The sequence below is a fragment of the Rubritalea profundi genome (genome assembly GCF_002954445.1).
GTDB classification, from domain to species: Bacteria; Verrucomicrobiota; Verrucomicrobiia; order Verrucomicrobiales; family Akkermansiaceae; genus Rubritalea; species Rubritalea profundi.
On the sequence record NZ_MQWA01000001.1, the window covers coordinates 2,747,707 to 2,754,333 of the forward strand.

Consider the following 6,627-nt stretch of genomic DNA (forward strand, 5'->3'; position numbering starts at 1 on the left):
TATGCACTGAGAAAGCGCCCGAAATTTATGATTGCACCTTGATCGTTAGGTTCCTCGTCGCTAGATTGGTCCCATGGATACTAAGGCAGCATCCGGCGAGAGCCCTAAATCAATTTTGGTCGTCTTTGATTGGTACGACCACCGGATTTACCGAGGGATTGCCCAATACTGTGCTGAGCACCATTGGCATCTATCGCCGTACCTTTTCTCCGAAAGGACTGTCCCTACAAAGTGGCAAGGTGATGGAGCGATCACATGTTTTGGGGGGGCTCTAGCGGATTTCATCCTCTCGCTCGACATGCCTAAAATTGATATCACGCACAATCCACTGCCTACACCGATCCCGCGTGTAACCGTAGATAATGACCAAATTGGAAGGCGCGCGGCAAAGCACTTTCTTGAGCGAGGTTATCGAAATTTCGCTTATTATTCATGGGAGAACGTGACTGCGAATCAAGTACAGAAAGAGGCTTTTATAGAAACCTTAGAAGATGCTGGAGTGTCAGAAGCAGGGATTCACATCATCCACCAATCCAGCATCCAAGAGATGGGTGATTGGGAAGCACACAGGGAGTCGATTCTTGGGCATATCAAAGATCTTCCTCGCCCCTTGGCTGTCTTTACTGGTCAGGATAGTTTGGGAGTGACGCTTGTGGATGTGTGTACCAAGGCGGGCATCTCAGTGCCAGACGAAATTGCTGTGCTGGGTGTCGATAATATCGACTTCCTTTGCGAGTGCGCAGTCGTGCCACTTTCGAGTATAGATACTAACCTCACAGAACTTGGATATGCTGCGGCCGCCCAGTTAGGTAGGCTGATGGATGGTGGGATCGATAACCATGAACCTCCAGTCACAGTGGCTATAAAATCGATAGTCAATCGTCGCAGCACCGAGGCTCTAGTAGTGACCCACCCAGCGGTGGCAAAGGCTCTGGATCTGATGCGCAGAGAGTTTAAAAATGGCTTAGAACTGGGGGATGTCTACGAATATTCTGGAGTGACAAAGAGGGGGTTAGAGAAAGCATTTAAGCGCCACCTCAACGATTCACCTGCAGCGGTACTCCGGAGAATTAGATTAGATTTCGCTAAGAATTGTCTCTCGCAGACAGATACCAAAATTGAATCCATCGCTGCCGATTGCGGTTATTCAAATAGTTCAAACCTAAGTCACGCATTTAGCCGCGAGATAGGCATGTCGCCTCAGGAGTACCGCAATGTTTACCGCTCTCCTTTGTTTAAGTCGAAGCGATAAGCCAAGTGCCGTAAAGGGTGGCACAAAAAAGCGAAGCTTGTTAGGGCTTCGCGTGAAGGGAGACTTACTGATAGAGTAAGTGTGCTTGATGGGAGGTCTTATTCTCCGTACTCGGCCCATGAGCTGGTGGTTTCCCAGACTCGGATAGTCTTGAGGCGGACCTCGGCCCGCACTGGGTACTCTGGATCTGGGTTGTCGATGTGATGCTTCAGTTCGCCAGCGGTGTGGTCGAAGATTGTTTTAGCCATCACTTCAGTCGTAGGGTCGAGCCCTTCGAATCCGATGATGCGCTCACCGTAGGCGTCCTTGAAGAACTCAAACTTCGGGTCCTCGGTATTCATGCAGAGGGCGTGGTCGTAGGTCTCTAGGAATTCGTCGACCATCCGTTTGACCAACTTGAAATCGAACACCATTTCGTGGTCGTCTAGGCTGTCGGCTTCGAAGATGAGCTCGACTTTACGCGTGTGACCGTGCGGGAAGCGGCACTTGTCTGGGTGCTTGGAGAGAAGGTGGCCGTTTTCGACCTCGATCATTTTGCAAATTCGGTAAGACATGTTTAAAAGTGATAAGTGATAAGTGTGAAGTGATAAGTCCTAAGTGTAGTGTTTGGCTACGATCTGTTGGAGGGTGGCGTGGACCTTTGGCAGTCCTGCGACCATGATACGGTCGTTGAACATGTTGTATGCTCCGCCGTGGTGGTTCGTGACTATACACCCATTTTCCTGCATGAAAAGAAGTCCCGCTGCAATATCGTAGGGCTGTAGGTCACTTTCCCAAAATCCTTGGTACCAACCACACGAGAGGTTGGCTACATCAAGGGCGGCGCTGCCGGTACGGCGGATGCCTCGGCCAGTGACAAGCACTTCATCGGCACAGGCAAAAAAATTGGAGGCAATATCCTGCGAGCGGTACGGGAAACCAGTGACAAACAGCGCGTCCTTAGCTTCGAGTGATTGGGAAACCTGCGCCACCGGCTCGGATTTGTAGTGAAGGCCTTTGCCCTTAATGCAGGTCCATGTCTCTTGGGTGCAGGGTCTGTGCAGTATTCCCATGATTGGCTGGCCGTTTTTGACGAGCGCGATCGAGATCGAAAAGTGATCCAACCCACTCAGGTAATTCGTCGTCCCATCCAGTGGGTCGACTATCCAGACAAGCTCTTGCGAGCCAGTCTTGCCAGATTCTTCGCCAAAAAATCCAGCTCCCTCAACCAAGGGCAGAAGTTCATCAAATAAGATTTTCTCGGACTCGACATCAACAAAGGAAACCATCTCCCGCGCCGCCTTTTGGTCGTCAGCGCCCGCCGGCATCGAGCGGAAATGTTTCAGCTGAAAAGCACTCGCCTGAGCTACAGTCGCTAGGCATTGAGGGAGGATGGAAACGAGATGATCTTGCATGACTTCAGACTGTGGTTGGGAGGGAGATGTGTAAAGTGTGTAGTGGCTCGGCACCGATCAAGAGGAAAGATCTTTACGACACCTATTAGTTTAAGAGAGTGGATAGAAACTAATGAGCGCGCAGGCCTTTGTGTTTTCGGCCGAGCCAGATGCCGGCGAGCATTCCTGTGAGGTGGCCTTCCCAGGAGACGGGGAGTTGGTTTTGTGGCAGGACGCCGAAGATCATGCCTCCGTAGAATAGGGCGACGAGGACGCCGGTGAACAGCCAGATCGGGCGTTTTTCAATGAGGGCTCTGGTCATGACGTAGCCGAAGTAGCCATAGATCAGGCCGCTGGCGCCGATGTGGACTTCGCCTTTCCCTGCAATCAGCCAAGTTCCCAGCCCGCCTAACAAGATGATGATTGATGAGCTGTAGAAAAAGCGCCGGCCTTCTGACTTGAGCATGATGTAGCCGAGGGTGAGGAAGGGAACTGTGTTAGAAATGAGGTGGGCGAAGCTTCCGTGTAACCATGGCATGAGTGGGATTCCTAATAGCCCGTGGAGTTTACGTGGGTGAATGCCGAATCTATCCAATGAACCACCTAGCAGGAACTGGTCCACCGCCTCGATAATCCAGACGATCAGAACGAGGTCGAGCAAGTACATGAAGGTGGGTCGCTCGGCGCGGTAATTGATACGATTGCGTTTTGGGTGTGCGGACTTCACCCAACGAAGATTCCATTCAATTGGCCGAGTGCAAAGAGAAATTCGCGGCTTCTTGCTTGTTAGTCGGGTAAAAAAGCTAGTTTCTACGGAAGTGGCTCGACCTAGGGGTGTCCTATTGAGTTACTTGTGTCGTTAAAATGCAAACTTGCGGACTAGAGCATCAGTGGGTGCGGATAGCAAAGCGGGCATCCAGGAAGGTAAATCTTGGGTGGTGGCTGGAGCTTGCCAATGGTGGCGCTAGCACTGCTGTTAGCTCTTTTAGTTCTACGCGTGCGTTACATTGTGGAGCAAGTGGATTGGCTGATGCTTACTTGCATTGCAGTTTGTTCTTTGATGGTTGTTGGAGTGGTTTGTTGGATGTTTGCTAAAAAGCATTTCGAATCAATCGAGCAAAGTTTAGTGCGTTCAGAGTCAGATTTGGGGCTCAACAATGCGCTGAGTTCAGCAAGGGTGGGAGTGCGGGCTTGGCCTGAAGTGCCTGAGGGAGCCTCGGTAAAGGTGCAATGGCAATGGCCGCGCATGGTGCTTCCGTTGTTGGGTGGTTTATGCCTGCTGACATCCTCGGCATTCATCCCGATTGGGGAACGTGGCAAAGAGGTCTACACCGTCGCAGCCCCGAAAGGGTTTACGGATCTGGCTGAGTCGATCGAAGAATTGGATCTGAACGAAGTGGTCGATGAAGAATACATCGAAGAAATTGAAGAAAAGATGGAAGAGCTGAGCGACGCTAACAGCGAGGACTGGTTTAGCCATGCGAGCCTTGAGGCGATAGATTCTCTGCGTGAGTCCCACCAGAACAATGCCGCGCAGCTGGAACAAGATTTGCGCAAGTCGGAGCGAGCGCTGCAGGTGCTCAGTAAGCAAGATGCAAAGCTTTCGCAGGAGGATAAAGAGCGGCTTCTGAACGAGTTTGGCCAAGCGCTGGATTCGATGAATAGCGGGGCGATGAAGCCTAACAAAGAGTTGATGGAGAAGCTCAAAGCACTCGACCCAAAGGCGCTGGAAGGCATTCCGAAAGAACAACTCGAGGCGATGCGCAAGAAAATGCGCGAGCACGCCGAGCGGCTGGACCAACAGCAAAAGAAAAATGGCGGAGACATCGGGGACGAGCCTGGAGAAATGGCTGACCAGAATGGTCAAGGGCCGGGCGAAGGCCAGGGCGAGGGGGAAGGATTTGGTAATGGCGGGATTGAGCGTGGGCCGGGTCATCCACCAGGGGTGCTAGGTGACGAGCTAGACCCGGGAGATATGCAGGGGATCGACCCTAAAACTTTGGATGATGCGCTGCCAGGAGATCTGCTAGAGACTCGCTCGACTGAGCATGATGTCGACAAATCAGCCACCTCCGCGCAATCGGGCGGTGGGCTCAAATCTGAAAGCCGTGGTGGCGAACGTGTCTGGCAAAGCGAATTGCTCCCAGATGAACAAAAAGCATTAAAGAAATTTTTTAAATAGAACGATGGAATACGCAAGTGAACAGGAAGTCGAATTGGCGGTGCCTCATATCCGGGCATTACAGAAATCTATGAATGGGGTTTTGTTCGGTCAGTCCGAGCTTATTGATCTAGTCATCACCGGCTTGCTGGCCCGTGGTCACATTTTGTTAGAAGGTCTTCCGGGCTGGGGAGTGCTTCTACGTGACGGAAGAGTCTGCCCGGTGAAGGAGGTGCTGGCTGCGGACAAGGCGGCCGATATCGCTATTTTTCGAGTAGAAGGTGAGGGGTTCAACGCGCTCAAACTAGGAGAGCCACAAAAAGTGGGTGGTGAGGTACATATCATTGCGCACCCAGATAGTCGATTTTTCACATACACCGCCGGATTGGTATCGCGCTACTATACCGCCCGCAGTGGCAAATCAGCGAAGACGATCTGGATGGCTGTGACCGCTGAGTTTGCTCGTGGATCGAGCGGTGGTCCAGTGTTAGACGAATGCGGGAATGTGGTAGGAATGGTGGCGAACACCCAATCGATCTATTATCCAAAGAAGAAAAAATCAGATTTACGCGGACCATTCCAAATGGTGATCCGCAACTGTGTGAGAGTCGCGGGTATTCAGAAGCTGATTGAAGCTAAGTAACGTGTGAGCCTAGGTCTGAGCTGATATAGCCGTGTGCTCAGTAGACTGAGATCTCCAGTTTACTGGACCTGTCGAAAGTCAGAACGTCAAAGGTTGAGTCTCATCGCGTGGTCGCGCTTTTGAGTAAAGTCACCAGACTTTGTCGCTCGACTTGCGACTCTCCGACCTTTGATAGTGCTAGCCACTGGAGGGAGGAGTTCTCCGTATAAATACGATGCCGAAGGTATCGCGCTGCGGCTGCCATGTTAGGCTCCTTCGGGGGCGTGCGTGTAGGATGTTGTCTCCCCGCAGCAGTACGGGCTTTCACTACTGGCTCCTTGCTACTAAAAGCCCGCTACTCTTTCTGATTATGAAAGAAGTTCACTTTTGGGAACTTGTCGGGGAGGTGGAAGTCGGGTTCACCTCCGCCGAGCTTGGTGGCGCTGAGGAATTGTTGCTCGGGTGAGTTGAGGATGAAGGTGGCGTTGAGGTGGGACTCCGGGCTAAAGTTGAGTTTGTTACGCAATTGTTCCAGTGGGATGGCAGCTGCAGCTAGCCAAGACCCGTCCTGAGCCATGTCGGCGAATGTTGCCACCTCTGGAAAGGGATTGTCTGCTATTTCAGCGCGAATCCGCGGGGCTGTGAATTCGGCTGACCACCATGCTCCATTGGGAGCGAGATTGAACTCGAGGTAGCGTCCGGTCTTGGGGTCAGTGAGGAAGAACTCGGCGACATCGTACTTCCAGAGCTCGGCCTGGAAGTCGCCGGGGCGGGCATCTGGGTGGAGGCTCGGTGATTTTTGGTGGGAGGCGATAAACCACAGGTATTTGAGATCCACAGCAAAGCCGAAAGCCACTGGCGGATTTACGGGCTGTCCAAACCAGTCCTTATCTACTCCAAAGAGTGAGAGGTCGAGCGCTCCCCATGAGAGCGGCTTGTCTGAGATCTCAATATTCATGGCTCAAGCAAAGCGTGTTTGTGATCCCTCTGCCAAGGAATATTATACCATTCTCACAATTATTAACTCGCGCTATATTTAGATAGATTTCTGAGGTGGTTTCGCTTCCAAAGTATGGATAGAAGAGATGCTAGGAAACTCACAGCTGAAGCGCAATTTGAAGTGAGACGTCAGGCGGTTCGCCTAAAACAATCTGGTGTCTCTAATCGAAAAATTGCTCAGCAACTCGAGGTGGATGTAAATACAGTAGGCAACTGGATT

Annotated in this window: 7 protein-coding genes; 3 read left to right on the top strand and 4 right to left on the bottom strand. The window is 51.7% G+C overall.

Going from position 1 to position 6,627, the window contains the following annotated elements; all coding sequences use genetic code 11:
• Nucleotides 1-73: 73 nt before the first annotated feature.
• Nucleotides 74-1,252, top strand: coding sequence for an AraC family transcriptional regulator (locus tag BSZ32_RS12045; protein ID WP_105043644.1), 1,179 nt, complete (start codon nucleotides 74-76; stop codon nucleotides 1,250-1,252).
• A 98-nt stretch (nucleotides 1,253-1,350) separates the two neighbouring features.
• Here the strand turns inward: BSZ32_RS12045 and BSZ32_RS12050 are convergent, their stop codons facing one another.
• The 3 genes from BSZ32_RS12050 to BSZ32_RS12060 all read right to left on the bottom strand — a co-directional run bounded on the left by BSZ32_RS12050 (nucleotide 1,351) and on the right by BSZ32_RS12060 (nucleotide 3,352).
• Nucleotides 1,351-1,806: a 6-pyruvoyl trahydropterin synthase family protein gene (locus BSZ32_RS12050; protein WP_240610627.1), complete on the bottom strand. Its 456-nt coding sequence runs from the start codon at nucleotides 1,804-1,806 to the stop codon at nucleotides 1,351-1,353.
• Between the two features lie 39 nt (nucleotides 1,807-1,845).
• Nucleotides 1,846-2,646 (bottom strand): inositol monophosphatase family protein, encoded by an 801-nt coding sequence (locus BSZ32_RS12055; protein ID WP_105043645.1) that lies wholly within the window; start codon nucleotides 2,644-2,646, stop codon nucleotides 1,846-1,848.
• Nucleotides 2,647-2,755: 109 nt separating this feature from the next.
• Nucleotides 2,756-3,352: a rhomboid family intramembrane serine protease gene (locus BSZ32_RS12060; RefSeq protein ID WP_206018830.1), complete on the bottom strand. Its 597-nt coding sequence runs from the start codon at nucleotides 3,350-3,352 to the stop codon at nucleotides 2,756-2,758.
• Nucleotides 3,353-3,556: 204 nt separating this feature from the next.
• Here BSZ32_RS12060 and BSZ32_RS12065 point away from each other — a divergent pair, with 204 nt between their 5' ends.
• Together BSZ32_RS12065 and BSZ32_RS18905 are read left to right on the top strand one after the other, a co-directional pair.
• Nucleotides 3,557-4,807 (top strand): hypothetical protein, encoded by a 1,251-nt coding sequence (locus BSZ32_RS12065; protein ID WP_206018831.1) that lies wholly within the window; start codon nucleotides 3,557-3,559, stop codon nucleotides 4,805-4,807.
• A gap of 4 nt (nucleotides 4,808-4,811) precedes the next feature.
• Nucleotides 4,812-5,429 (top strand): S1 family peptidase, encoded by a 618-nt coding sequence (locus BSZ32_RS18905; protein ID WP_165788814.1) that lies wholly within the window; start codon nucleotides 4,812-4,814, stop codon nucleotides 5,427-5,429.
• A gap of 334 nt (nucleotides 5,430-5,763) precedes the next feature.
• Here the strand turns inward: BSZ32_RS18905 and BSZ32_RS12075 are convergent, their stop codons facing one another.
• Nucleotides 5,764-6,366: a DOMON domain-containing protein gene (locus BSZ32_RS12075; protein WP_105043647.1), complete on the bottom strand. Its 603-nt coding sequence runs from the start codon at nucleotides 6,364-6,366 to the stop codon at nucleotides 5,764-5,766.
• Between the last annotated feature and the right edge of the window lie 261 nt (nucleotides 6,367-6,627).

Bases quoted from the DNA above. Each gene is read 5' to 3' on its own strand.
- BSZ32_RS12075 (WP_105043647.1), bottom strand. From the start codon at position 6,366: ATGAATATTGAGATCTCAGACAAGCCGCTCTCATGGGGAGCGCTCGAC.
- BSZ32_RS18905 (WP_165788814.1), top strand. From the start codon at position 4,812: ATGGAATACGCAAGTGAACAGGAAGTCGAATTGGCGGTGCCTCATATC.
- BSZ32_RS12050 (WP_240610627.1), bottom strand. From the start codon at position 1,806: ATGTCTTACCGAATTTGCAAAATGATCGAGGTCGAAAACGGCCACCTT.
- BSZ32_RS12045 (WP_105043644.1), top strand. From the start codon at position 74: ATGGATACTAAGGCAGCATCCGGCGAGAGCCCTAAATCAATTTTGGTC.
- BSZ32_RS12055 (WP_105043645.1), bottom strand. From the start codon at position 2,646: ATGCAAGATCATCTCGTTTCCATCCTCCCTCAATGCCTAGCGACTGTA.